Origin of the sequence: Fructobacillus cardui (assembly GCF_963580785.1) — a bacterium.
Taxonomy (GTDB): Bacteria; Bacillota; Bacilli; order Lactobacillales; family Lactobacillaceae; genus Fructobacillus; species Fructobacillus cardui.
This window is the reverse complement of the sequence record NZ_CAUZLS010000001.1, coordinates 179,553-202,940: the sequence shown is the minus strand read 5'-3', so window position 1 is coordinate 202,940 and position 23,388 is coordinate 179,553. Positions and strand designations below refer to the sequence as shown.

Here is a 23,388-nt window from a genome sequence, read left to right as displayed (position 1 = left end):
ATGGATATTATTGAGTTAATGATTGTCTTAGTGATTGGTGTCGCCATCTCAAGCATCATCTCTCACTTTGTTCCAGCCATCCCGATTTCACTGTTTCAAATTGTGATTGGCTTTTTATTGGCCACGGTTGGTGGCACCTATATCGAAGTCGATTCCCACTGGTTTATGATGCTTTTTGTGGCTCCGATTCTGTTTAATGATGCCTGGCGCTTTCCGAAAAGGGAATTGTGGAAATTGCGGGTACCAATTTTAATGAATGCCATTTGGCTTGTCTTGGTGACGACCATTTTTGGGGGCTGGCTAATTCACTTTTTGATTCCAGAATTACCGATTGCTGCTTCGCTCGCCTTGGCAGCTGTGTTATCTCCAACGGATCCAATCGCGGTTCAAGCTATTGCAAAACGGGTTAAACTCCCTGAAAACCTTTTACATGTGGTGACAGGAGAGAGCTTGGTCAACGATGCGACCGGTTTGGTTTCGTTTAATACGGCTATCAAAGCAGTAGTAGCCGGGACTTTCTTATTAACGGATGCTTTGTTAAACTTTGCTTGGATGACCATGGCCGGGATTGTGACCGGCGTTATCATTGGGGCGTTGATTATTTGGCTGCGGGATTCCGTCTCACGCTTTGGCTTAGCTGATGTTGTTTTCTATACAGTGATTACAATTTTGCTACCATTTATTATTTATTGGGTAGCTGAGTATCCCATGCATGCTTCTGGTTTGATTGCCGTTGTGACGGGCGGAATCACTGCTAAAATCTTAAATGACCGCCACGTTGGCCTTTTATCGGCCGAAGCAACGATTGTTTCGGTCCATGCTTGGGAGGTCTTAGTTTACGTCTTAAATGGCCTAATCTTTGTCTTACTTGGCGTCACCTTGCCAAATGCCTTGCACAACATCTTAGAAGATACCAATATTTCCAACTTACAGGCACTGGCTTATGGCTTACTAGTCTGGTTTATTATCTTTTCTTTACGCGTTTTGTGGGCTTTGGCCATTCAAATCGGCCAGAGGTTGCGGCATAAGGCGAAGGTGGTTTCTTTTAAATCAGCCATTGTATCGGGTTTGACAGGGGTTCGAGGTGCTGTTACGATGGCCGCAGTTTTGACTATTCCTGTGGTCACCTACAAAGGCGAGTTGTTTATTGGCCGTGATTTAATGATTTTTATTGCGGCGGTAGTGGTCATCTTTTCTTTGGTAGTGGCTTCTGTCATGCTACCAGTTGTGACCAAGCAGACAACGAAGCACGATTTCACTCAACCGGAAGGCGCAACGGAGGTTGATGACGATTTGCCGGAGGAACACCGGGCTGATTTATCAGAAGATCAGGCACGCCTCTGGATTATGCGAGTTGGTATTCAGGCCTTACGGGATGTGCAAAATAATCAAAATCGGCGAATTGTCCATGAACTAATCACTCGGCGGCAAAAAAAAGTCCGCCAATTACGACGGAAGCTTCATGAGGATGAGGACCAACATGATTTTGCCGCCGAGAAGGACTTGGAGTTACAGGAAGTCGCTTTGAAGGCGGAACGTAATCGCCTCCAACAATTGTTAGTTGATGAAGAAATTACGCCCATTACCTATTCTTTGCAAGATCGGCGTCTTGATCAAATTGAGGCTGATTTGGGAACAACTCGTGATTTTTTTGCTAATAAGCGATTAAAGTGGTTGTTGCGTCGTTTGGCCGTTAAGGTGCGAATTTGGCTGGCTGAAGAAGAAAATGATCGGGTGCAAGAAGAGGCCGACCATGCCACTCGTGAACTACTAAAGGCTGCGATTGCGGCTATCTCAGCATATGTGGAGAAACAAGTTGGTGATACCGTGATGCAGCGCGTTTTACGGCAAGAAGCGTATAATTTAATTGTGATCTACCGTTTTCAAATTGAAAAGACCAAGGCGGTCTCGACATTTGATCAACAAGAAGAAGACGATCGCATGCGATTAGAGCTTGAATTAAAGGCACTAAATGCGGAACGAGATTTCACCCAGCAACTCTATGAGCAAAAACGGATTTCACGGCAAACGAGTATCAATTTAAGACAAGTAATAAACTATGCGGAAACCAGAGTTTTGGTTGGCCGCAATGAGGAGTAAAAATGGGAATTTGGGCATACATGACCAGTAGTAACCTGGTTCACCTATTAGATGTATTGATTATCTGGTTCTTGTTGTATAAGGTAATTACCTTTGTTGAAGGAACCCGTGCATTACAAATCCTTTTTGGAGTTGGTGCCATTATCTTAATCAAGGTCGTCGCTTGGTATACCGGCCTGGTGGTCGTTTCTTGGTTAATGGATCAGTTAATCACCTGGGCACCAATCGCTTTGGTTGTTATTTTCCAACAAGAAATCAGACGTGGCCTTGAAAATTTGGGTCGGCGCTTAACGGTTCGTCGCCATCACATTGATAATGAACAGGCGCGCGAATTGATTAAGGGCTTGGATATGGCTTTGGAGTATATGTCAAAGCGCCGAATTGGTGCTTTGATTACGATTAATGGCAAAGATACTCTAGAAGAGTATATTAAGACAGGGATTACCCTCGATGCCAAGGTGACAGGGCAATTATTGATTAATATCTTTATTCCCAATACGCCTTTGCATGATGGGGCGGTGATTATTAATAATGATCGGGTAGCGGTTGCTGCTGCCTACCTGCCACTATCGGAATCAACGAGAATTCCAAAGGAATTGGGAACTAGGCACCGAGCAGCCGTTGGAATTTCAGAAGCAACAGATGCCGTCACGGTGGTTGTTTCAGAAGAAACTGGTGAAATTTCCATTACCCAGCGGGGAGACTTGCTGCGGAATATGGATCGCGACTCCTACTTAAACTTCTTTGGAAAGCAGTGGATTGAGCCAGTTGGTAAGAAGAGCAAGAAATCCTTGCTGGGGCAATTGTTCCGGGGGAAGAAATCATGAATAAGTGGACTTCATCAAAAATCGTGAACGTGGCTTTTTCATTTTTGTTGGCACTCTTAATTACCGCTTATGTTTTGTCAACAAAGCCGAGCTACTCAGGATCGAATAATAATCAATATACATCGCTGTTGCCCGAAAAAAAGGCAACGATTACGTCACCTTTGACGGTACAATTCAATTCTTCAGATTATGTCATTGTTGGGGCGCCAAGTTCTGTTGGTGTGACCCTTCAGGGTTCATCAGCCTTAGTAACGGCGGCTCAAAGTCATAATGAAATTCAAGCTATGGCTGATTTGCGTGGCTTAGGGGTTGGACAACATACTGTTAACGTTGCTTTGACTGGTGTTAGCTCATCGTTGACAGCGACTGCCAGTCCTCAGACTGTAACAGTCACTTTGGCAGAAAAGGATTCCGCTAAGAAGGATGTTCAAGTTCAGTATGACGATTCAAAGATTGCTTCTGGCTACCAGGTGACCAACACAACTGTTGATCCAAAAACAGTGACAATCACTGGACCAAAGGAAAACGTGGATGCTGTTGATCATGTTGGCGCCGATGTGTCCTTAAACAAAAGCACTAAATCTAACGTGACACAATCGACTAAATTAACGGCTTACGATAAGAATGGCGATGCTGTTCAGGTAACCTTATCGCAGCAAACGGCCCAAGTGTCGATGACGATTTCTAGTTCTGGATCGAGTTCAAGCTCAAGCTCCAGTTCCAGTAGTAGCAGTTCACAATCAAGTACGAGCGCGTCGTCGTCAACTACTAAGAAAGTGAGCTTAGTAGGCCAGGCGAGTGCCGGTTCAACGGACAATTTTAACATTAGTTTCAGCCCGAGTTCCGTGACAATTGCTGGCTCAAGTGATACACTAAGTAGCATTGATTCTTTGCCTGTTAGTCTGGACCTGTCCAATATTACTAGCAAAGTAACCAAGACCGTGAGCCTGACGAAACCGAGTGGCGTTGATAGCCTGTCGGATCAAAGCGTTCAGGTGACGATTAGTCCAAAGTCATAAGGTCTGATTTGTTTGCGCTAAAATTATTGGCCAACCATAAGTGGAGATAAATAAAAAATGACAGAATCGCAGTTAAAATACTTTGGAACAGATGGGGTCCGAGGCATTGCTAATGAAGGCTTAAAGCCTGAATTAGCATTGAAACTCGGTCGTGCTGGTGGGGCAATTTTGACTCGCCACAACGATAATCCTGATCGACGCCCAGTTGTAATCGTTGGTCAAGATACTCGAATTTCTTCTGAAATGTTGCAAGAGGCTTTGATTGCCGGCTTACTTTCTGTGGGCGTTGACGTGTTGAATTTGGGCGTCATTACTACGCCAGCCGTTGCTTACTTGGTTGAAGCTTTGGAAGCGGATGCCGGCATTCAAATTACGGCATCCCATAATCCAGCCGCCGATAACGGTATTAAGTTCTTTGGTCAAGACGGTTTTAAGCTTTCAGATGAGCTTGAGAGCGAAATTGAAGCACTCTTAGACGGCGATGGCTATGAAGACTTACCGCGACCAAGCGCTAAGGGGTTGGGTGTTGTTTCTCATTACCAAGAGGGTGCTCAGAAATACTTGGCCTTCTTACAGAAGACTATCCCTGGTGACTTATCTGGCTTTAAGTTAGCCTTAGATGGAGCCAATGGGGCGACTTTTGACCTTCTGCCACGTCTTTTTGCAGATTTGGGAGTTGATTTTAAAACAATGGGGACAGAACCAGACGGCTTGAATATCAACGACCAGGTTGGTTCGACTCATCCAGAGGCTTTGATTGATATGGTCAAAGAAGGGGAGTTCTCAGCTGGTTTGGCCTTTGATGGGGACGGTGACCGTTTAATCGCTGTTGATGAAAACGGTGATATTGTGGATGGTGATAAGATTATGTATATCATTGCCCGCTTTATGAACAACCAAGGTCGTTTGAAACACCAAACTGTGGTCTCAACTGTGATGTCTAACATTGGTTTCTATAAAGCGTTGGAAGCTCAAGGAATCAAATCTGTCCAGACCCAGGTCGGTGACCGCTACGTCATGGAAAAGATGGTTGAAGATGATGACAACCTTGGTGGTGAACAGTCCGGTCATATTATTTTCCGTGACTGGGCCAAGACTGGGGATGGCTTGTTGACGGCCTTGCAACTGCTCTTTGTGATGAAGGAAACTGGGCAGTCACTGTCAGAATTGGCAGCCGATGTCACGTTATATCCACAAAAATTAGTGAACGTGAAGGTGCCGGATAAGCAAGCAATGATGCAAAATCCAGCCCTGTTGGCTAAGATTGACCAGGTTGAAAAGCAAATGGCCGGTGATGGTCGAGTCCTGGTTCGTCCTTCCGGGACGGAATCAATTGTTCGAGTAATGGCGGAAGCCAAAACCGAAGGGTTGGTTAGCACCTATGTTGATTCAATTGTTCAAGTTGTTGAAGCTGAAAAATAAAAGTTAAAAACCAAGGAAAGCCAAAGTGCTGATCCTTGGTTTTTTTTCCCTGTTTTGCAACAAAAGCTGACCTAAAAATCTGTTATAATAAAAACAACTGAATTTTGAAAGGAAAACACCTTGTCACCATCTGACTTTAGTAACTTTTTAAGAGAAAAGTTTCAAATTAGTTTTAATAACTTAAACCTTTTGCAAGAGGCTTTGACCCAACGCAATTACTTGAATGAGCACCCTAAGGAACAGGGCCGGGATTACCAACGGCTCGAGTTTTTGGGTGATGCTATCATGCAGGCAACGGTGACGGAATACCTCTTTAAGCGCTATCCTGATTGGGATGAAGGCCAATTGACTGAAATGCGAATCACCATGGTTCAAACAAAGTCCTTTGCTCACTTCGCCCAAGTCATCCACCTGAACGAAGCCATTCGTTTGGGGAAGGGTGAGGAAATGAACGGTGCCCGGTCTCGTCCTTCACTTTTGGAGGATATCTGGGAAGCTTTTATCGGGGCCTTGTTCTTAGATCAGGGCCAGGCTGCCGTGGTTTCATTGTTGAACCAAACGGTCTTTGCGGCCATCGATGAAAACTTCTTTGACCAATTTATTGACTTCAAGTCCCGCTTGCAAGAAAAGTTGCAGGCTCAGGGATCTGTTGATATTACTTATCAAATTGAGAATGAAATTCGTAACGAAGACAACAGTCAGATCTTTGAAGTCTTCGTTGCGGTTGATGGCAAGACTTTGGCCCATGGGTCAGGTCAGTCCATCAAAGATGCGGAAAAGGCGGCCGCACAAAAGGCCTATCAAGATTTAACTGCCAAATAACACACAAGAGTACACAAAACGCCCATGAAATTAAAGACACTGGAAATTATTGGCTTTAAGTCTTTTGCCAATAAAACCGTGATTGACTTCCAGCGGGGAATGACTGGGATTGTTGGTCCAAATGGTTCTGGAAAATCAAATATTATTGAAGCCATCCGCTGGGTGATGGGGGAACAGTCGGCTAAAGATTTGCGAGGCAATAAAATGGCCGACGTTATTTTTGGTGGCACAAAAAACCGGAAGCCCTTAAACCGGGCGGAAGTTTCGATTACCTTTAACAATGCTGACCATTATATTGCTTCTGATTTTACCGAAATTCGGATTACGAGACGTCTGTATCGGACGGGGGAATCTTCGTACCAACTAAACGGAACGGAGTGCCGGCTCAAGGATATCCATGAACTCTTTATGGATACTGGTCTTGGTCGGGATGGTTTTTCAATCATTTCCCAGGGGCAGGTCGAAAAGATTTTTTCGGCGAAGCCAGAAGAACGACGGGGCATCATTGAAGAAGTTGCCGGTGTCTACAAGTACAAGCAAAACAAGGACAGGGCCGAAAAGGACTTGGCCGCCACGGAAGATAACTTGGACCGTGTCGACGATATTATTGCCGAAGTGGAAGGCCGATTGACTCCCTTGGCTGACCAGGCTTTAAAGGCCAAGGACTATTTAGCTAAACGCGAAGGCTTTGAAAAATTAGACCAGGTACGATTGACCCGGTCGATTTTGTCGTTGCAGGGACAAGTTGCTGATCAAAGCCAGGAGGCCGGCAAAACCAAGGAGGCTGTTGAAAAGCAGCAAGCCCAGGTAAGTTCAATTCAGGACAACCTTGGTCAAACTCGTGGTCAATTAGAGGCAATCCAACACGACCGTGACACCTTACAGGCAGAGATTGTTGCCAAGGCCCAGGAAAAAGAACGGCTGATTGGCAATCAGAAGCTAGCTTCCCAGGAGCAGGCCACTTTGGTCCGTGATTTAGCTCATTTAGCTGAACAACAAAAAGACGACCAGAATCAAGTCGAAGAAACCCAGGCTGATTTAACACAGGTGCAGGGTCAATTGACGGCTTTAGTCGACCAAGAACGGTCATTAAAACAAACAATCAAGCAAATCGACCAGGACCACGGGGCGACGAAGGTCGACGCGGTTCAAAACGAATTGGCCGAAAATCGCAATGCCTATGTGGCCACGATGCAGGAAATTGCTTCCTTACATAATAAGCTGACTTATCAAGAAAAGGCCCTAGCCCAAACTGAAGCGCAATTAGCCTTGAAAAAGACGGCGATGACGAAGGCGCAGGCCGACTTGGATGCTGCAGAAAGCGCTTTGGCAGCCTATCAAAAAGAACATCCGGACCAAACGACTGGCGAAAATCCTTTCGAGGCCCAGGTGGCGCAAGCAGAGGATGCCTTAGCAGATGCCAAGGTGACGTCTCAGGACCAACAAAGAAGTTGGCAAGAGGCGGCCTATGCCCTAGACCAGCAGCGGTCACGTTATCAGGCGGAAGCTTCTCTAGATGATTATGCTGGCTTTTATCAGGGCGTTAAGAACCTGATGGTACCGGCTGTGCGACGAAACTTTCCAGGTATTAAGGGCGTCGTTGCCGAATTGTTAACGGTGCCAAAATCCTATACTAAGGCAATTGAAACCGTTTTGGGTGGGGCCTTACAGCAAATTGTAGTGGACTCAACTCAAACAGCTAAGTCAATTGTTGCTTACCTGACTAAGAACAAAAAGGGTCGGGTAACCCTTTTGCCAATTGATACGATTCGGCCTCGTCAGGCACGCGATGTTGCTGCCGCTAGCCGTGAAAATGGCTATATTGGTTTAGCTGCCGACTTAGTTTCCGTTCCAGCTGGGATGGAAAATATTCTGTCTTCGCTATTGGGAACAACGCTGGTTGTTGAGAATTTGGATGCAGCAACTCGAGTCGCTCGGGCTTGTCAAAATCGTTTGCGGGTCGTTTCATTAGACGGTCAGTTGGTCAATGCCGGTGGTTCGATTACTGGTGGTGCCAACTTCCGTCAGGGTCCATCTGTTCTGTCACGGCAGGCTGATTTGAAGGAAAAAGAAGCAGCGCTGGTTAAGCAACAGGCACTGGTTGACGACCTAGCTGAAAAGCGCAATCAAAGCCAAAATCAGGTCAACACCTGGCAGGAAAAATTGGCGGACTTGATGCAAAAAAGTCGCGATTTTGTTGCTCAGGGCCAGCAGATTGATTATGAATTAGCCGGCTTAAAAGATACCGTCGACCGCCATCAAACCAGTGTTCAAACGCTATCCTTGGACCTAGTAGATTTGCAGGTTGCCAGAGAGGACGCTGAGCAGGAACAGACGGCGGCCCAAGCGGCATTGACTGAAAACGAGGATAAGAAGGGGCAAATCGAGGGACAAACTGCTGATTTGACCGCCGAGTTGGATCAGTTAACTAAGGACCAACAGGCTTATCAGGACCAAAAAGCCGAATTCCAAGCAGAACTTGCCAAGGTTTCGGCCCAGCGTGCTGCTCAGGAAGAAAATCAGAATCGTTTGACCGAAGCCTTGACAAAGGTGCAAGAGCATTTGTTGTCATTGCAGGAGCAGGCGGGGCAGATGCAAGAAAGCCTCGACCAGGCGAAAAGCGCTGAAGAACTGAGCCAGACTGTGACGGATTTGTCGACCGCCTTAACAGAGGCTCAGGAAAAGGCTGATTTGTTAGCTGAGCAGTGGACTAAGTTATCAACGACGATTAAGGAAGAGGAAGAAAAACTCGCCTTGGCCCAAGAAGAGTTGAATAACGAGGTTGTTGATCAATCAGCCGCTAACCATCGTTTGCAAAGTAGCCAAGAACGCTTGGCCAAGCAAATTGCAACGTTGCGGCAGACTTATGGCTTGACTGTAGAATCAGAGGATGATGTAGTTGCTTCTGATTTGTCTGACCAAGAAATTGACCAAACTTTGGCCGAAACAAAGAAGGCCATCGATGCGTTGGGGCCCGTGAACATCGCGGCCATCCAGGAGTACGATGAAATTAAAGACCGCCACGACTTCTTGACGAACCAAGCAGAAGACCTGAAAGCGGCCAAGCAGACCTTGCAGGATACCATCGATGAGATGGACCAAGAGGTTCAGATTCGCTTTAAGGAAACCTTTGTTGCCATTGCGGCTAATTTCTCAGATGTCTTTACAAAGATGTTTGCGGGTGGCCAGGCTCAAATCGAGTTGACCGACCCGGAGCACTTGTTAACGACTGGAATTGACATTAAGGCGCAGCCGCCTGGCAAGAAATTCCAGCAAATGTCGTTGTTATCCGGTGGCGAAAAGGCTTTGACCGCCATTTCGTTGCTGTTCGCGATTTTGCAGGTTCGCCCGGTACCATTTGCCGTTTTGGATGAAGCCGAAGCAGCCTTGGATGAGGCGAATGTCGACCGCTTTGCGGCCTATTTGAAAAACTTTGCCGGCGATACCCAATTCATCACCATCACGCACCGAAAAGGAACGATGGTTGCCGCTAAAATTCTGTATGGTGTTACAATGCAAGAAGCAGGGGTGTCAAAGATGGTTGCGGTTAACCTGGAAGAGGCGCACCAACAACTCGCTTAATCACATAGGAGAGTAGACTATGGGACTTTTTGATATTTTTAAGAAAAAAAAGGTTGATCAGGAAAATCAGTCAGCCGAAGTTGAACAGCAGACAACGCCTGAGTCAGCACTAAGTGAATCAGAGAAACAGGTAACTGATGCTGACCAAAATCAGCCGGCTGAGAAGAGTGCAAACGTGGCAGCAACGGACCAACAAAACCAGCCTGTTGCGAAAGATGCAGCTGACACCCATGTATCGGCAACCGCTGATCATGACGAAGCCAAGCACGAACCAGCTGAAGTGGTTGCAGAAAATAGCAAGGACGAGCATGACGGCGACCAATCTGTTGCTACTGACCACAATCAGAACCAGGGTCAAAAGCAAGACCAGCACGAAGACCAACACCAAGATAAGCAATCCAACCAGGACGCCTATGACCGTGGCTTGAAGCAGTCACGGAACGGCTTTGCTGAACGGTTTAACCGCTTTTTGGCTAACTTCCGTTCGGTTGATGAAAACTTCTTTGAAGAATTAGAGGATACCTTAATTGGGGCTGATTTAGGCTTCGATTTGGCCATCCAAATTTCTAACCAAGTTCGTGAGGCTGTTAAGGTTCAAAACATCAAAGATAAGGACCAAATCCGTTCTTTAATTATTGAACAAATGGTGTCACAGTATGAGGCTCAAGGTCAAAACGAAGACCAAACGATGCATTTTGCGCCAGCCGGTCAACCAACTGTGATTCTCTTTGTTGGGGTGAACGGTGTCGGTAAGACAACGACCGTTGGAAAATTAGCTTCAACCTATAAGAAGGAGGGCAAAAAGGTTCTTCTGGCGGCAGCGGATACCTTTCGTGCCGGTGCTGTGAAGCAACTCCAGGAATGGGGTAACCGGGCTAATGTGCCAGTTGTGGCTGGTCCCGAAAAGGCTGACCCAGCATCTGTTGTTTATACGGCGGTTGAACGTGCCAAAGAAGAACACTATGACGTCTTGTTCGTTGATACGGCCGGTCGTTTACAAAACAACGTTAACCTGATGCAGGAGCTATCAAAGATTAATCGGGTGGTGAAGAAGGTCTTGCCAGATGCACCACAAGAAGTTTTGCTGGTTTTGGATGCGACGACTGGGCAAAATGCTTTGCAGCAAGCGAAGTTGTTCCAGGACTCTTCTGATGTGACTGGCATCGTCCTAACCAAGATGGACGGGACTGCCAAGGGTGGCATAGTCTTTGCCATCCGTGACAGCCTTCATTTGCCAGTCAAATGGATTGGCTTTGGTGAAAAGGCCACTGATTTACGCGTCTTTTCGGCCGAAGACTTTGTTTATGGCATGTTTAAGGACTTGGTCTAAGAGATGGATTTAGACAAAAAAAATCAGGTGAACGCACTATTACCGTTTTACGGACCGTTGCTGACGGTTAAGCAACAAAACTACTTGCGGGCTTACTTTGAGGATGATTATTCCATCATTGAAATTGCCGAGGCCGAAGTTGTTAGCCGGCAAGCCGTTTCGGATAACTTGAAGCGTGGCGTTGACTCTTTGGAACATTACGAGGCTGTTTTGGGCCTCTACAAAGATTCAGTCCACCGTCAAGTGCAGGAACAGGATTTGTTGGACTATGTTGCCGAGCACTACCAAAACGATCAACACCTAAAGCAAATTTTAGACCAACTGGTCAACCAAGAAATTAATTAAGGGGGAAGCCGGTGCCCAAAGTGGCCCGGCCAAGCAATCATGGCTTTTGAAAACTTGACGCAGCGTCTCTCCAAGACGTTGAAAAACCTAACTGGTCAGGGCAAGATTAGAGAAGAAGACCTGCAGGCCTCTCTTCGTGAAATCCGCTTAGCCTTACTGGAGGCGGATGTTTCTTACTCAACAGTGAAGAAGTTCATCGACCAAATTCGCCAAAAGGCGAAGGGTCAAGAAATTCTGGAAGGTTTGAACGGAGCCCAACAGGTCATCAAGATTGTTAATGATGAATTAACGGCCTTGATGGGAGACGAAGCAGTTCCGCTCAACAAATCAGAAAAGATTCCGACAATCATTATGATGGCCGGTTTGCAAGGGGCTGGTAAGACAACCACCATTGCCAAATTAGCTTATAAGTTAAAGCGCGAAAATAATGCTCGTCCACTTTTGATTGCGGCCGATGTTTATCGTCCAGCCGCCATTGATCAGTTGGAAATCTTGGGAAGAGATTTGGATGTTCCGGTCTTTTCACAGGGGACAGACGTTGACCCACGTGAAATCGTGAAGGCTGGTTTGGCTCAGGCCAAGGAAAATAAGAACGATTATGTCTTGATCGATACGGCGGGTCGTTTGCAAATCGATGCCGAATTGATGGCTGAATTGAAGGACATCGAAACGATTGCTCAGCCGGATGAAGTTCTCTTGACGGTCGATGCGATGACCGGACAGAACGCTACGGAAACAGCGCAAGGCTTTGCCAACGAGTTGAACTTGACTGGTGTCGTTTTGACCAAGTTAGATGGTGACACCCGTGGTGGAGCCGCCTTATCAATCCGTGACGTCACGGGGAAGCCAATCAAGTTCGTTGGTCAAGGTGAAAAGCCGACTGATTTGGACGTTTTCTATCCAGATCGAATGGCTTCAAGAATCTTGGGCATGGGCGATATGCTGACCTTTATCGAAAAGGCTCAGCAAGAAGTTGACGAAAAGAAGCAGGCAGAGCAGCTTGAAAAGATGCGCCTGAACACTTTTGATTTCAACGACTTTATCGACCAACTGCACCAGGTCCAAAACATGGGACCAATGGAAGATTTGTTGAAGATGATTCCTGGAATGGCCGGTAATCCCGCTTTAGCGAACCTGCAAATTGATGACAAGCAGTTTGCCCATATGGAAGCGATTATCTCATCGATGACGAAGGCTGAACGAGAGGATCCCGATTTGTTGAACCCATCTCGCCGCCGTCGTTTGGCAGCCGGTGCTGGGCGACCAATTGTGGAAGTTAACAAGATGATTAAGCAATTCGATCAGATGCGCAAGATGATGAACCAAGCCTCAAAAGGAAACTTCTCCGGTATGGAATCCATGATGGGACAAACCGGGATGGACATGTCTCAAATGATGGGTGGCATGGGCGGTGGTATGCCAAGTGGCAACTTTGGCCAAAAGGTTCAAAATTTTGCTATGAAGCAAGCAGCCCGGAAGATGAAGAAGTTAAAGAAGAAGCGTGGCAAAAAATAATTATTGCCTGTTGTTAGTGAAACGATAGCAGGTGACCGGCGGCAGTCATTGCCTATGGTAGAAAAGGGGCGACATATCCCAGTTTTTGAACGTAGCTACAGATAGGAAAATGATGACGATTAAACTAATTGCAACTGATTTAGACGCCACCTTTTTACGAGCGGACAAAAGTTTTGACCGCCAGGCTTACCAGGTAATGGTCGATTTAGCCAAGAAACAGAATGTAACCTTTGTGGTTGCGACTGGTAATCATCCAGATAAGGTGGCCAAATACTTTGCCGGGGCCAACCAAGACTTTACGTTGATTGCTAACAACGGTGCTGAAGTCGTTGAACAGGGTGAAATCATGAAGACTTACCCAATTGAGACGGCCGCTTTTCAGCCGATTGTGGAAACTGTGTTAGCTAATCGCGACAGAGTCTCAATGGGCCTAGTTTTCACTGGGGTCACTCAAGCATTTATGCTGAAAGAGATGGCCGCATTGGGGTATGGTGATCGCAAGGCGCAACAATATTTCAAGGATTTGAGAATTGTTGACAGTTTAAGCGAGATTAACGAACCGATTTTGAAGATGACGGTCGATCTACCAGACTTTGAGCGTCCCTTCATGGAAGCGGTCAATAACCGTCAACTACCAATCCACGTCACAACTTCGGGTTATGGTGCCGTTGACTTGGTCAACCCAGCTGTTAACAAGGGTGTCGCCTTAAAGGGTTTAGGTGATCAGCTAGGTATCCTGCCAGAGGAGATGGCTGCCTTTGGTGACGGCCTGAATGATTTGGAGATGCTGCAATTGGTTGGTCATCCCTTCGTGATGCCGAATGCCGATCCTGAACTCTTTACCTATGGGTTTGAGGAAGCAGTTGCTGATTCCAACAATGACGGGGTCTTGAAGACGATTTTGGCTGACCTCCTGTAAGCAGAGAAAAAATCAGTTATCGAGTCTAGCTGAGCTATTGGTGTAAAACCTGTTACCATGTATTGATAAACATTTAAAAGCAATCGAATGATTGCTTTTTTAGTGCTAAAAACCATGTTTGTTAGGTCAAACGGGGGCGACTAGACCAATCTGTTTTTAATGCTATAATAGTAGCATTAAGTCAAACATTTTAATGCTGATTTATCCTACAGAAAAAATTAGCATCATGAGACAATGAAAAACTGTCAGGAGGAGAAAGCCAAATGACTGACCGTATGAGGAAGTGGGTTCGACGCCTGCTTTGGTTAATAATTATTGGTATTATCGCTTTTTTGAGTTACAGCTGGGCTGAATCACAGCCTGCATTAAGTCCAGTAAAAACGGTTCCAAAGCAATTGTTTGGTCAAACAAAGATTTATAGCCAAAATGATCGACAACAGATTGCCAGCAAAATTAGTGCTCAAGATCAAAGTGCTAAAGGATTAACAAAGCAAGGCTTTGTGGCTATTCCAAAATTGTCAATCTTACTACCGATTTACGATAATGCCTATTCAGTCGTTGCCTTGAATGTTGGGGCTAATACGGCGCAAAAAGGTACGCCTGTACCAACAATGGGACAGGGAAACTATACGCTGGCTGCTCATAATTGGGATAATGGTTATACGGCTTTTTCCGCTCTGCAACAGAAGCTTAATCAGAATGGACCGTATTACGAAAATGGTCAAGCGGGGAGCTCAAGCTGGTTAAATGGTCAATCAATCTATCTGGCTAATGGTGATGGGGTCTTTACTTATCAGATTACCGGTCAGGTTGGTGTTGATGAAAACGATGGATCCGTTTTGAATCCGGATGACCGTGATGACGATAAGGCAAAAATTACGATTATTACCTGTCTCTTTCCTGATACTACGAAGCGCATCATCACGAATGCCAAGTTCATGAAGTTTGAATCTTGGGCGGATGCTAGCAATGACGAAATTGGCTATTTCGATACGAAAAAGCAAAAAATTAACTTAGTTCCGTAATCTGCTTTACGGTAAAATAGATATCCAGGAGTTATTATGTATGAATACTTGCGGGGTGTGATTACCCAGGTCTGGCCAGGCTATATCGTCTTAGAAAGTAAGGATGGGATTGGCTACAAGATTTTTCCGGCCAATCCCTATCACTACACCGTTGACCAGGAAGCCCAAGTTTTCGTGGAACAAATTGTTCGCGAAACGGAGTTAACCCTTTATGGTTTTGCTTCGATGACTGAAAAGGGACTGTTCAACAAGTTATTAAATGTTTCAGGCATTGGGCCCAAATCAGCCTTGGCTATCCTGGCTGGTGCAGACCCAGCTTCCTTGGTGGCGGCCATTGATCAGGATGAAGTTGGTTATTTGACTCAGTTTCCAGGAGTGGGAAAGAAGACAGCTCAGCAGATTATTCTGGATTTGAAGGGGAAGATGGCGGACTTTGCGAACTTAGCTCAAGGACAAGAGCTTAGCTTAGGTTTAGACTTGTCTGATTCTAATCGCTTGGTTGCCGGCGATAGCCAGAACCTGGCCGATGCCATGGCGGCTTTGGAAGCCTTGGGTTATGCGCCAAAGGATATTAAAAAGGTGAAGAAGGCCTTGGCCGGTGAAAAGGGAAAGACAGAGGAGCTGATTTCAAAAGCTCTGGCCCTGCTAGTTTCAGCATAAAGAACTGGTTAAATGCGGTGTAAGCAACCGTTTGTCACAAGAGCGCAAGCTGAGGGATTCTTTCCAGTGAAAAAGGAAGGCCTTGGCCACAAAACAGAGGAGCATGTATGGTGATTATTACAGCAGGAATGATTGGTGTTGGGAAAACAACGTTGACTGGGTTGATTGCAGACCATTTTGAAACGCAGGCCTTTTTTGAACCGGTGGGGGATAATCCGGTTTTGCCACTGTACTACAAGGATCCAAAGCAATATGGCTTCTTGCTCCAAATTTTCTTCTTGAACCGTCGTTTTGAGATGATTAAAAAGGCCTTGGCTGACGATAACAATGTTTTGGATCGGTCAATTTATGAAGATGAACTCTTTACAGAGGAAAACCATAAGGATGGTAATATTTCCGATATGGAAATGGATGTCTATCATAACTTGTTGACGCGGATGATGGACGAATTGCACGCCTTGCCAAAAAAGGCGCCTGATTTGATGGTCTATGCCGATGCTGATTTTGATACGATTTTGGCCCGCATTAAGAAGCGTGGTCGGGATTATGAACAGTTTGATGGCAATGATGAGTTAAAGGCTTATTACCGCAAGATGTGGGAAGCCTACCAGGGATGGTTCGATTCATATGACCAATCACCAAAGATTAAAGTGGATTTGCAAAAGTACGATTTGGAAGATCCAAATAATCAAGCAATTATCCTGGATCAAATTGATGATGCCTTAAAGGCGATTCGTTAATTGGCCATATAAAAAGCCTGTCTTTAAAAAACAGGCTTTTTATATGACTTTATTTATCACTGGCAGACTGGGATTGTGAGTCAGTTGCATCTGCTGCTGTTGTAGTTTGAGTGCTGGTTGTTTTCTGTTGGTCAGCCAAAATCTTTTTGATGTCTTGTAGCACGAGCAATTCATCACTCGGAGCCGGTGCGGCTTTTTGCTTTGGCTTAATAATGTACGTACTAATGATTTTAATCAGAAGAAAGACAACAAAAGCTGTAATCAAGAAATTGATGACATCATTCAAGAAGGCACCATATCTGAATGTCAGGTGCTTGTAAGGGACCCACTTCAAACTGTCTAAGTCGTTACCGCCACCGGTGAAAAAGCCAACCAAGGGGTTAATCAGGTTTGTTGTCAATGATTTAACTAAACCAGAGAAAGCACCACCAATGATAACCCCAATTGCTAGGTCAATCATGTTGCCACGATTGATGAAATCCTTAAATTCTTTGACGAAATGCATATTACTTACTCCTCACATGATTCAGAATAAGTCTATTCTATCACGAATGTTTCAACTTTTGTACTAAAAGTGGGTCGGGTGTGACGTAAGTGGTCGATTGTCCTTCAAAAATAACGTAACCAGGCTTGGCACCATTTGGCTTCCGCAGTTTTCCTGCTGGTAAGTAATCAACGGGCACATTGGCCGAATCGCGGGCTTTCGAGAAGTAGGCAGCTAATTTGGCCGCTTCTTCGATGGTTTCCTGTGAGGGATTGTCGGAATGGACAATGACGTGGGAACCAGGTAATTTTTGGACGTGCATCCAGATGTTCTGGCGGTTAGCTTTTTTTAGGGATAATTTGTCGTTTTGGAGATTGTTTTTGCCAATTTCAATCAACGTGCCATCACTAGCCGTAAATTGGTCGGGAGCAGACAGAACATGTTTTGGCTTTTTTGTTTGCTTCCCCTTGGTCTTGATTTTGACTTTTTCGCGGAGGTAGCCCTGTTCAATCAATTCGACCTTGATGTCAGCAACGTCCTTGGGCGAAGCCACTGCCAATTGGTTAGCGATTTGATTAAAGTAGTCAATTTCCGTATCGGTGGTTTTCAGCTGTTCTAAGACGTAGTCCTTGGCTGACCGGAGTTTACGGTACTTACGGAAGTAGCGATTGGCATTTTGTAAACCGTCAAAGCGTGGGTCGAGGTCGATAGTCAACAACTGGTTATTGTCATAGTAATTTTCGATTTGAACCGAATGCATGCCCTTATGAACAAGGTGTGGATAGGTAATGAGTAGGTCGCCCTTGACCTTATAGGTCTCGGCATTTTGCGAGTCCGTGAGGGTTTGTTGGAGCTTTTTTTCTTTGGTTTGATTTTTCTTCAATTCATTTTTAACAAGACGAACCAAGGTTCCAGCCTGTTGATTAACACGGTCAGCTTCGGCCTGGCCCTGGAAGTAGGCATCCAATAAATCACCGAGTGTGTCATAAGGCTGGCCTGCTTGTTCAGAATCCCAATTAAAAGCGGCAAAGGTAAACTTTTTGTCTATTTGATAAAGGGTCGGCTGTGGCGAGTCGAAATGAGCCAACCAGTCCTTAGCTGTCTGCATGGCATCTGCCCCAGTTTCCAAATGCTTTGCCAAATTCTTGGCTGAAAGGCTGGCAAATCCCTGGTAGGTCTGCTGAATGGCTTTTGGCCAATCAGCCTTATCCATGTCCAATAAAATTTTAGCCAAAGCCGTCAAATCGTGGCCAAATGGATTGGTCATATTTTGAGCAGGGGGCAACGTATAGACTGCACCGGGGATCAATGACCGAACACGGTTTTGATCGGCAGGGACGTGTTTGATGAGTTCTAAGATGCGCTGATCTTTTTCTCGGACTAAGAAGAGGTTTGAATGCCGTCCCATCATCTCAAGCGTTAAAATCAGTGTTTGATCATCACCTAGTTCATCGTGGGTACTAATCGAAAAGTGAAGGATTCGGTCATTTTCAACTTGTGAAACCGAGCTTAAACGAGCGCCTTCCAGGTTACGACGCAAGAACATCGCAAAATTAGGCGGCGTGGCGGGATTCTGGTAGGGAATTCGAGTCACTTGGGCTCTGGCATAGGCTGGGTTAGCCGAAAGCAGGACCGGATAGTTCTGACTATTATTGCGAACGACCATCACGATTTCGTTCGGGTAGGGTTGGTGAATTTTCGTGATACGACCACCAGCGAGTTGTTCATTTAATTCTTTGGCCAACGAATGGACAAAGAGGCCATCAAGGGGCATTGTCTTTCCTCCTTCAAAGGGGTATCAATTCTATTATAACGGAAATCAGCATTGAAAAAGTGATGAAAGCGGGTGATTGGGTGCTGATTTGGTCACAAAAAAACCTCACTACACAGAGTGAGGTTTTTTAAAACTTACTTATTTTCGGTCACTTGCTTACCGTTGTACATCCCTGATGGAGAGACGCGATGAGCAACGCGGTATTCACCAGTAGTCTTGTCCAAAACAATGTTTGGCACATTCAAACCGATGTGTCCGCGGCGGTTACGCTTGTGAGACTTAGAATTCTTGTTTGATGGGGTAGCCATGCTGGCACCTCCTTTCGGTTCAATTTATCAACCTGTTAAGTTTATCGAATTTATGAGGGAATGTCAACCGGTGGAATCTTTTTCCTTGTAAAATCTTTGAAATAAACGGCTAAAAAGGCTTAACGAACGGGCTTAGTTCTGTTAAAATAGATGATATTAAATTATCTCTTCTCTTTGAGTTAAAAGGGGGAGCTAAACGAATGTAATGGGGTACAAAAACGCGATGACGAAACGAAATGTAATGAATATGCTAGTTGTCCACCTGGTCGTTTTGGTCTTTATTTTGTTCGTCTTAGTGACACCGACCCATTTTGACTTTTTAATGTGGAACGTCTTTTTGGCTTTGTTGCCATTGGACTTTGCCTTGTTGGTGCTGATTTTTAAATCGAAGCTGCTACAAGCATTTTTTTCCCTCCTCTGGTTGCTGTTTTTCCCAAATACCATGTACATGATTACGGATTTTATCCATCTGCAATATATTAGTGACTCTTTGGACGTTCGTTATCAGTACTTTAATTATTCTGTTCTGTCGGCAGGCATTTTTATTGGTGTTTATCTAGGTATTCTTTCATTGGAGTTACTGATTCAAAAGTTCTTTATTAAAAGAGGCGGGATAACTGTCCTGGTGCTTTTGGCCATTGTCTCGCTGGTTTCGTCAATTGGTATTTATTTGGGCCGGTTCTTGCGGTTAAACTCTTGGGATGTCTTCACAAACTTTAAGTTTGTGTTGGCTAATACGCAGGATGCTGTCTCGGCACACATGGTCGCCTTTGTCCTGCTATTTGCTGGTGCTCAATTTGCTATTTTAGTTGTTTATCACTTTGGTGGTCGGTTATTGGCTAATTTGGCAGTAGAGGATAGCCAACGCAATTGATCTTTAAATAAAAATCAGAAAAGTCTTGACTTCAAGACGAAAAGTGCGTATAGTATTGGGTGTTGAACAAGTAGGAGCACCCGCTTCTCGCCTCGTGACGATTGCTGTTGCTAGGCAGATACACGTTGTACTTTTTGTACAGTCAGGTAAAGTGGGTGAACTTCGGTTTGCCCATTTTTTTCTTCGTTGTTCACAACAAAATTTTTGGAGGTACCTAGCCATAGCACGTCAACCACGACAAGTTGATTTAGTCAACGATAATATCCGAGCAAGTCGGGTTCTATTAATTCATGACGGTAAGCAAGAAGAAATGTCAACGCGTGATGCGCAAAACATCGCCGATGACTTGGGACAAGATTTGGTGCTTGTACAGGCCAACGCTGTACCACCTGTTGCCAAAATCATGGATTGGGGAAAGGCCAAGTTCGAGGCGCAAAAGCGTCAAAAGGAACAACGCAAAAACCAAAAGGTTGTCCAGGTGAAGGAAGTCCGGATGTCACCAGTCATTGATTCTGGTGATTTCGAAACGCGGAAGAAGGCTGCCATCAAGTTCCTTGAAAAGGGAAACAAGGTAAAGTTGAACTTGCGTTTCCGTGGCCGGATGATCACTCACCAAGATATTGGACGCGAAGTCTTAGAACGAATGGCCAACGAATTGGACGATATTGCCAAGGTTGAACAACGTGCTAAGATGGACGGTCGCCAAATGTTTTTGGTCTTAGCTCCTAAGAAGGGTTAAGCACGATTCATTTTGACCGGTCGCTAGATACTTGAAAAACGATAGGAGAATATGGACTCATGCCCAAGATGAAGACTCACCGCGCTTCAGCAAAGCGTTTCAAGAAGACAGCTAAGGGTGGCTTTAAGTCAGCCTCAGCTTACACATCACACCGTTTCCACGGTAAGACAAAGAAGCAACGTCGTCAATTACGTGGTACTCGGATGATGAACAAGACAACCATCAAGAAGTACGCTAAGTTGTTGTCTACCCTCTAATTTAAAGGGTCGTTTAATTAATACTATTTAGGAGGAATTACCCATGCGAGTTAAGGGTGGTACAGTTTCACGCGCACGTCGCAAAAAGTTTATCAAGTTGGCTAAGGGTTACCGTGGCCAACGTCGCATCAATTATAAGGTTGCTAAGCAACAAGTTTACAAGTCATACTTGTACGCTTACCGCGATCGTAAGAACCGCAAGCGCGACTTCCGTAAGTTGTGGATTGCTCGGATCAACGCAGCAGCCCGGATGAATGGTTTGTCATACTCAAAGTTGATGCACGGTTTGAACATGGCTGGTATCGAATTGAACCGTAAGATGTTGGCTGATTTGGCCGTATCTGACTTCGATACTTTTGCTAAGTTGGCTGACCAAGCAAAGCAAGCCTTGGAACAAGGTTCTGTCTTGGTTCAGGAACGTACAGCAGCAACAACCGAAACAACTGTTAAGGTTGAACGTTAATTTTAATTAACATCTAAAAAATCAGACTTAGAATAATCTAAGTCTGATTTTTATTTGAAGGCCAAGCCACTCAGGGCTTTGGCTTTTTCTTTTTGATGTGCATTTTCTAATTTTTTGCCAATTTTTGAGCTGAATCGAGTGCCTTTTGCCCAAGCTAGTGGATTTTATGTTAAACTAGATATAATTGAAATCGAGACAAGAAGGGGCTAATAATCCAATATGCCTTTTCAAGATGATTCGCTTTAAAAAGTAGTAACGACAAAAGGATAGAACATGACAGATTTAAGAATAATTCCCTTTGGGGGAGTGCGTGAAAACGGCAAAAACATGTATGCCGTTTCGGTCAACGATGAAATTTTCATCTTAGATGCCGGACTCAAGTACCCCGAAACGGAACAACTCGGGATTGACGTTGTCATCCCTGATTTTGAGTACCTCGTTAATAACCAAGAAAAAATTGCTGGAATCTTTTTAACACACGGCCATGCAGATTCTATTGGTGCTTTGCCATACTTGTTGCAACAGCTTCAAGTGCCAATTTTTGGTTCTGAATTGACCATTGCCTTGGCCAAATTAGCCATCCAAGGCGAAGCCGACTTAAAGGCTTTTGATGATTTTCACCTGGTTAATGAAAATACTGAAATTGATTTTGGGGCCGTTAAGGTGTCATTCTTCAATACCACACATACAATTCCTGAATCTTTAGGGGTTGTTTTGGGAACGGATGAGGGTCAGATTGTTTATACTGGTCACTTTAAGTTTGACCAAACGGCGGAAGCTTCTTACCAAACAAATTACGCTCGTTTGGCTGAAATTGGTGCCAAGCCAGTTTTGGCATTGCTAGCTGATGCGGCTGGAACCGAAGACATCGGTAAGCCGATGGTCAGCGAGAAGAAGATTCACCAGTATGTTGAAGACAGCTTTGTAGCCGCCAAGGGCAAGCGGATTATTGTGGCTGTTGTCGCTTCTAATATTCAGCGTGTTCAGCAGGTGATTGATGCGACGGCAAAGACCCACCGACGCCTGATTTTCTCTGGGCAAGATGTGGAACAAATCGTTCATGCCGCTTTGAATTTGGGTAAGTTGAACTTGCCAATGCCAAAGGAAGAACTGTTTGCTGATTTGAAAGACTTAGAGACGTTGCCGGCTGGTCAAATTGTTGTTTTGGAAACCGGCAAGATGGGGGAACCCGTTAAGAATTTGCACAAGATGGCGAAGGGTGAAAATCCCAATATCAGCTTGGGCGATTCTGATTTGGTCTTTATTGCAACAACACCGTCCTTTGCTGTTGAATCTTATGTGGCACAAACACGAAACTTGCTCTTCCAACAAGGTGCTGATGTCAAGCAGATTTCAACTGATTTACGGTCATCTGGCCACGGATCAGCTGAAGACGTGCAGATGATGATTAATTTCATGAAGCCGGAATTCTTCTTCCCTGTTTCTGGTGAATTTCGTGTGATGGTAACGGCAAAGGCTGCTGCCGAGGAAGTTAATATTCCAGTTAAAAAGATTATTATGGCTAAACGTGGCGACCAGTACGTTTATGATGGCCAAACCTTTGAAAAGAAGGGTGGCTTTACGATTGGCGAAACCATGATTGATGGTGATTCTTTGAATGATATCGGCAATGTGGTCCTTCGCGACCGCCGAATTTTGTCTGAAGATGGTGTCTTTGTGACGGTGGTGACGATTGATCGCAAAAAGCGCAAGGTCGTGTCAAAGCCAAAGATGACGTCTCGTGGTTTTGTCTATGTGAAGGCGAACCGTGACTTGATGAAGGAAGCTGGCAAGCTGACGATTGATGCAATTGAAGACTATTTGAAAAATGCCAAGGCCTTTGACTGGAACGAGTTGAAGAATGGCGTTCGCGAATCATTGTCTCGTTTCTTGTTTAATGAGACTCGTCGCCGGCCAATGGTAATGCCTGTGGTAATGGAAGTTAACCAAAACCGCCGACCACACCACACCAAGGGTCAGGAAACGGCCGGTCAAAAGGGCAAGAAGGCAAACGGAAATAAAGACCAAAAGAAGGGTCAAAAGAATCCGGGCCAAAATAACAACCAAAAGAAGCAAAATAGTCAAGCAAAGCAAAATAAGCCCAAGAGCCAGGGCAACAAGGCTAAAGGTCAAAAGAATCAAAACCAAGCCAAGCAACAAGCAGCAAACCAATAATTAAAACT

General features: G+C 45.1%; 21 protein-coding genes and 1 other annotated feature. Of the genes, 18 read left to right on the top strand and 3 right to left on the bottom strand.

Annotation, left to right across the window (positions count from 1 at the left end):
- From AABI20_RS01055 to AABI20_RS00995, 13 genes are all read left to right on the top strand, one after another.
- Positions 1 to 2,100: a cation:proton antiporter gene (locus tag AABI20_RS01055; protein ID WP_288846016.1), complete on the top strand. Its 2,100-nt coding sequence runs from the start codon at positions 1 to 3 to the stop codon at positions 2,098 to 2,100.
- A gap of 2 nt (positions 2,101 to 2,102) precedes the next feature.
- Complete coding sequence (cdaA, locus tag AABI20_RS01050; RefSeq protein ID WP_047974223.1) at positions 2,103 to 2,927, top strand: diadenylate cyclase CdaA; 825 nt, start codon at positions 2,103 to 2,105, stop codon at positions 2,925 to 2,927.
- The gene (locus tag AABI20_RS01045) at positions 2,924 to 3,946 is read left to right on the top strand and encodes a CdaR family protein (protein ID WP_047974224.1); all 1,023 of its coding nucleotides are present in this window, start codon (positions 2,924 to 2,926) and stop codon (positions 3,944 to 3,946) included. The genes cdaA and AABI20_RS01045 overlap by 4 nt, the downstream gene beginning before the upstream one ends.
- Before the next feature lie 57 nt (positions 3,947 to 4,003).
- Positions 4,004 to 5,368 (top strand): phosphoglucosamine mutase, encoded by a 1,365-nt coding sequence (gene glmM, locus AABI20_RS01040; RefSeq protein WP_047974225.1) that lies wholly within the window; start codon positions 4,004 to 4,006, stop codon positions 5,366 to 5,368.
- Positions 5,369 to 5,488: 120 nt separating this feature from the next.
- On the top strand, positions 5,489 to 6,190 hold the full coding sequence (gene rnc, locus AABI20_RS01035; RefSeq protein WP_203617555.1) for a ribonuclease III: 702 nt from the start codon (positions 5,489 to 5,491) through the stop codon (positions 6,188 to 6,190).
- Positions 6,191 to 6,214: 24 nt separating this feature from the next.
- Entirely contained in the window at positions 6,215 to 9,772 is a 3,558-nt protein-coding gene (gene smc / locus AABI20_RS01030) for a chromosome segregation protein SMC (RefSeq protein ID WP_338346536.1), read from the top strand.
- A 19-nt stretch (positions 9,773 to 9,791) separates the two neighbouring features.
- Complete coding sequence (gene ftsY, locus AABI20_RS01025) at positions 9,792 to 11,102, top strand: signal recognition particle-docking protein FtsY (RefSeq protein WP_338345679.1); 1,311 nt, start codon at positions 9,792 to 9,794, stop codon at positions 11,100 to 11,102.
- Between the two features lie 3 nt (positions 11,103 to 11,105).
- On the top strand, positions 11,106 to 11,447 hold the full coding sequence (gene ylxM / locus AABI20_RS01020) for a YlxM family DNA-binding protein (RefSeq protein WP_047974229.1): 342 nt from the start codon (positions 11,106 to 11,108) through the stop codon (positions 11,445 to 11,447).
- Between the two features lie 39 nt (positions 11,448 to 11,486).
- Positions 11,487 to 12,962 (top strand): signal recognition particle protein, encoded by a 1,476-nt coding sequence (ffh, locus tag AABI20_RS01015; protein ID WP_338346535.1) that lies wholly within the window; start codon positions 11,487 to 11,489, stop codon positions 12,960 to 12,962.
- 112 nt (positions 12,963 to 13,074) lie between these two features.
- Positions 13,075 to 13,881, top strand: coding sequence for an HAD-IIB family hydrolase (locus AABI20_RS01010; RefSeq protein ID WP_338346534.1), 807 nt, complete (start codon positions 13,075 to 13,077; stop codon positions 13,879 to 13,881).
- A gap of 263 nt (positions 13,882 to 14,144) precedes the next feature.
- Positions 14,145 to 14,906 carry a class A sortase gene (locus tag AABI20_RS01005; RefSeq protein WP_338346533.1) on the top strand — a complete coding sequence of 254 codons (762 nt, stop codon included), beginning with the start codon at positions 14,145 to 14,147 and terminating at the stop codon, positions 14,904 to 14,906.
- 36 nt (positions 14,907 to 14,942) lie between these two features.
- Entirely contained in the window at positions 14,943 to 15,566 is a 624-nt protein-coding gene (gene ruvA / locus AABI20_RS01000; protein ID WP_047974232.1) for a Holliday junction branch migration protein RuvA, read from the top strand.
- 107 nt (positions 15,567 to 15,673) lie between these two features.
- Positions 15,674 to 16,306, top strand: coding sequence for a deoxynucleoside kinase (locus AABI20_RS00995; protein WP_047974233.1), 633 nt, complete (start codon positions 15,674 to 15,676; stop codon positions 16,304 to 16,306).
- A gap of 49 nt (positions 16,307 to 16,355) precedes the next feature.
- On the opposite strand, the gene mscL is transcribed toward AABI20_RS00995, so the two are convergent.
- The 3 genes from mscL to rpmF all read right to left on the bottom strand — a co-directional run bounded on the left by mscL (position 16,356) and on the right by rpmF (position 18,872).
- Positions 16,356 to 16,811: a large conductance mechanosensitive channel protein MscL gene (gene mscL / locus AABI20_RS00990; RefSeq protein ID WP_338346532.1), complete on the bottom strand. Its 456-nt coding sequence runs from the start codon at positions 16,809 to 16,811 to the stop codon at positions 16,356 to 16,358.
- A 40-nt stretch (positions 16,812 to 16,851) separates the two neighbouring features.
- The gene (locus AABI20_RS00985; RefSeq protein ID WP_338346531.1) at positions 16,852 to 18,564 is read right to left on the bottom strand and encodes an Rqc2 family fibronectin-binding protein; all 1,713 of its coding nucleotides are present in this window, start codon (positions 18,562 to 18,564) and stop codon (positions 16,852 to 16,854) included.
- Positions 18,565 to 18,698: 134 nt separating this feature from the next.
- A complete protein-coding gene (rpmF, locus tag AABI20_RS00980) occupies positions 18,699 to 18,872 on the bottom strand; it encodes a 50S ribosomal protein L32 (protein ID WP_047974236.1) in 174 nt (57 codons plus the stop codon).
- A 205-nt stretch (positions 18,873 to 19,077) separates the two neighbouring features.
- Here rpmF and AABI20_RS00975 point away from each other — a divergent pair, with 205 nt between their 5' ends.
- From AABI20_RS00975 to AABI20_RS00955, 5 genes are all read left to right on the top strand, one after another.
- Positions 19,078 to 19,746, top strand: a complete 669-nt coding sequence (locus tag AABI20_RS00975) for a DUF1361 domain-containing protein (RefSeq protein WP_235271941.1) — start codon at positions 19,078 to 19,080, stop codon at positions 19,744 to 19,746.
- A 62-nt stretch (positions 19,747 to 19,808) separates the two neighbouring features.
- Positions 19,809 to 19,933, top strand: a sequence feature (ribosomal protein L20 leader region).
- A 33-nt stretch (positions 19,934 to 19,966) separates the two neighbouring features.
- Complete coding sequence (infC, locus tag AABI20_RS00970) at positions 19,967 to 20,485, top strand: translation initiation factor IF-3 (protein ID WP_047974237.1); 519 nt, start codon at positions 19,967 to 19,969, stop codon at positions 20,483 to 20,485.
- Between the two features lie 59 nt (positions 20,486 to 20,544).
- Complete coding sequence (gene rpmI / locus AABI20_RS00965) at positions 20,545 to 20,742, top strand: 50S ribosomal protein L35 (RefSeq protein ID WP_047974238.1); 198 nt, start codon at positions 20,545 to 20,547, stop codon at positions 20,740 to 20,742.
- A gap of 43 nt (positions 20,743 to 20,785) precedes the next feature.
- The gene (gene rplT, locus AABI20_RS00960) at positions 20,786 to 21,205 is read left to right on the top strand and encodes a 50S ribosomal protein L20 (protein ID WP_047974239.1); all 420 of its coding nucleotides are present in this window, start codon (positions 20,786 to 20,788) and stop codon (positions 21,203 to 21,205) included.
- Positions 21,206 to 21,478: 273 nt separating this feature from the next.
- Positions 21,479 to 23,380 (top strand): ribonuclease J, encoded by a 1,902-nt coding sequence (locus AABI20_RS00955; protein WP_338346530.1) that lies wholly within the window; start codon positions 21,479 to 21,481, stop codon positions 23,378 to 23,380.
- The last annotated feature ends 8 nt before the right edge of the window (positions 23,381 to 23,388 follow it).

Bases quoted from the DNA above. Each gene is read 5' to 3' on its own strand.
- AABI20_RS01055 (WP_288846016.1), top strand. From the start codon at position 1: ATGGATATTATTGAGTTAATGATTGTCTTAGTGATTGGTGTCGCCATC.
- cdaA (WP_047974223.1), top strand. From the start codon at position 2,103: ATGGGAATTTGGGCATACATGACCAGTAGTAACCTGGTTCACCTATTA.
- AABI20_RS01045 (WP_047974224.1), top strand. From the start codon at position 2,924: ATGAATAAGTGGACTTCATCAAAAATCGTGAACGTGGCTTTTTCATTT.
- glmM (WP_047974225.1), top strand. From the start codon at position 4,004: ATGACAGAATCGCAGTTAAAATACTTTGGAACAGATGGGGTCCGAGGC.
- smc (WP_338346536.1), top strand. From the start codon at position 6,215: ATGAAATTAAAGACACTGGAAATTATTGGCTTTAAGTCTTTTGCCAAT.
- ftsY (WP_338345679.1), top strand. From the start codon at position 9,792: ATGGGACTTTTTGATATTTTTAAGAAAAAAAAGGTTGATCAGGAAAAT.
- ylxM (WP_047974229.1), top strand. From the start codon at position 11,106: ATGGATTTAGACAAAAAAAATCAGGTGAACGCACTATTACCGTTTTAC.
- ffh (WP_338346535.1), top strand. From the start codon at position 11,487: ATGGCTTTTGAAAACTTGACGCAGCGTCTCTCCAAGACGTTGAAAAAC.
- AABI20_RS01010 (WP_338346534.1), top strand. From the start codon at position 13,075: ATGACGATTAAACTAATTGCAACTGATTTAGACGCCACCTTTTTACGA.
- AABI20_RS01005 (WP_338346533.1), top strand. From the start codon at position 14,145: ATGACTGACCGTATGAGGAAGTGGGTTCGACGCCTGCTTTGGTTAATA.
- ruvA (WP_047974232.1), top strand. From the start codon at position 14,943: ATGTATGAATACTTGCGGGGTGTGATTACCCAGGTCTGGCCAGGCTAT.
- AABI20_RS00995 (WP_047974233.1), top strand. From the start codon at position 15,674: ATGGTGATTATTACAGCAGGAATGATTGGTGTTGGGAAAACAACGTTG.
- mscL (WP_338346532.1), bottom strand. From the start codon at position 16,811: ATGCATTTCGTCAAAGAATTTAAGGATTTCATCAATCGTGGCAACATG.
- AABI20_RS00985 (WP_338346531.1), bottom strand. From the start codon at position 18,564: ATGCCCCTTGATGGCCTCTTTGTCCATTCGTTGGCCAAAGAATTAAAT.
- rpmF (WP_047974236.1), bottom strand. From the start codon at position 18,872: ATGGCTACCCCATCAAACAAGAATTCTAAGTCTCACAAGCGTAACCGC.
- AABI20_RS00975 (WP_235271941.1), top strand. From the start codon at position 19,078: ATGGGGTACAAAAACGCGATGACGAAACGAAATGTAATGAATATGCTA.
- rpmI (WP_047974238.1), top strand. From the start codon at position 20,545: ATGCCCAAGATGAAGACTCACCGCGCTTCAGCAAAGCGTTTCAAGAAG.
- rplT (WP_047974239.1), top strand. From the start codon at position 20,786: ATGCGAGTTAAGGGTGGTACAGTTTCACGCGCACGTCGCAAAAAGTTT.
- AABI20_RS00955 (WP_338346530.1), top strand. From the start codon at position 21,479: ATGACAGATTTAAGAATAATTCCCTTTGGGGGAGTGCGTGAAAACGGC.